1 protein-coding gene and 1 rRNA gene are annotated in these 1,710 nt (G+C 35.3%); both read left to right on the top strand.

What is annotated here, in order from left to right; all coding sequences use genetic code 11:
- The first annotated feature begins 16 nt into the window (after nucleotides 1–16).
- A 5S ribosomal RNA gene (rrf, locus tag ACR1PN_RS20425) occupies nucleotides 17–124 on the top strand.
- Between the two features lie 440 nt (nucleotides 125–564).
- Nucleotides 565–1,563 carry a tRNA dihydrouridine synthase DusB gene (gene dusB / locus ACR1PN_RS20420; protein WP_433981532.1) on the top strand — a complete coding sequence of 333 codons (999 nt, stop codon included), beginning with the start codon at nucleotides 565–567 and terminating at the stop codon, nucleotides 1,561–1,563.
- Nucleotides 1,564–1,710: the final 147 nt, after the last annotated feature.

The following is a 1,710-nucleotide window of genomic DNA, read 5'->3' as shown; positions in this document are numbered from 1 at the left end:
AACATTATAAAGCCTTTAGGGTGGTTTTAGCGGTGGGGCTCACCTGTTCCCATTCCGAACACAGAAGTTAAGCCCACCAGCGCCGATGGTACTGCGAAAGCGGGAGAGTAGGTCGCCGCCAGTTTTTATTTAAAGTCTCATAGATTATTCTATGAGACTTTTTTTTGCTTGAAACTCAAAGAAATCCAAACTCAAAACCCAAAGTTTAGCTTTGAATATTGCCAGTGCCTATTGCCTATTGCTTATTTAATATTGAATATTGCCAGAAATAGTATTCTAAATCCAAGGTTTAAGATGTTAACTTCGAGATTTTAAAGTCTTAATTTGGTATTTATATTTCAAGTTCAAGTATAGAGCTAATAATAAGTATGATTATTAGATATAATATTTTGATAGATTTAATCGTGATACTCTTCGAAGCTTTTAAACAAATATATTGGAATCTTTTTCCTAAAAAGGTACCGCTCTTTATGATGTTTTTTTTACTATCTACAGCTTATTTAGAAATCAGACTAATAGATAATATTAAATTGTTTAAAGTTTGAAAATTCGTAAATTTGCATCATGATAAAAATTGGCAATATAGAACTGCCGGAATTTCCGCTTTTGCTGGCTCCGATGGAGGATGTAAGTGACCCGCCGTTCAGGCGTCTTTGTAAGATGCATGGGGCAGATTTGATGTATTCAGAATTTATTTCTTCTGAAGGGTTAATTCGTGATGCTATTAAAAGTAGAAAAAAACTGGATATTTTCGATTACGAAAGACCAGTTGGAATTCAGATTTTCGGAGGTGATGAAGAAGCTATGGCAATGTCCGCAAGAATTGTGGAGACTGTAAATCCTGATTTGGTAGATATCAATTTTGGATGTCCTGTAAAGAAAGTGGTCTGTAAAGGTGCAGGAGCAGGTGTGTTGAAAGATGTTGATATGATGGTTCGTTTAACCAAAGCGGTTGTGAATTCTACAAGTCTGCCTGTAACGGTAAAAACGCGGTTAGGATGGGACAGTAATTCCATTAATATTGATGAAGTAGCTGAGCGTCTTCAGGAAACAGGAATAAAAGCTTTAACGATTCATGCAAGAACTCGTGGACAAATGTATAAAGGTGAAGCTGATTGGAATCATATTTCAAGAATTAAACAAAATCCTAATATTGAGATTCCTATTTTTGGAAACGGTGATATCGATTCTCCTGAGAAAGCATTAGAATATAAAAATAAATATGCCTGTGACGGTATTATGATCGGTCGTGCTGCAATCGGTTATCCGTGGATTTTTAATGAAATAAAACATTTCTTTAAAACAGGTGAGCATCTTGCTGCACCGACAATTTCTGATCGTTTGTTGGCTGTTCGTCAACACGCTGAATGGAGTGCCGAATGGAAAGGCGAAAGACTTGGTTTAGTAGAAATGAGACAGCATTACAGCAATTATTTCCGTGGAATTCCACACTTTAAAGATTTCAGAAGAAAATTCTTAGAAGTATTTACCTTACAGGAAATGGACGCAGTAATTCAGGAAACACAAGAATTTTACGTAGAATATGAAGCTCAACAAGTATAAAATTAAAACCCATCAGAAAATGGACTGCCCCCAAAAAGTTAGACACTTTTTAGGGGCATTTTATTTATGGGAATATCAAAATATAGTTTATCATTTAAGTTGAGTTGCATTGAAAGAATTGCAAAACATAATCTTTCGGTGCACTCT

Origin of the sequence: Chryseobacterium sp. RLHN22 (assembly GCF_051011795.1) — a bacterium.
In the GTDB taxonomy this organism is placed as follows: Bacteria; Bacteroidota; Bacteroidia; order Flavobacteriales; family Weeksellaceae; genus Chryseobacterium; species Chryseobacterium zhengzhouense.
The sequence above is the reverse complement of the archived record's forward strand: the minus strand, read 5'-3'. Positions and strand labels throughout refer to the sequence as shown.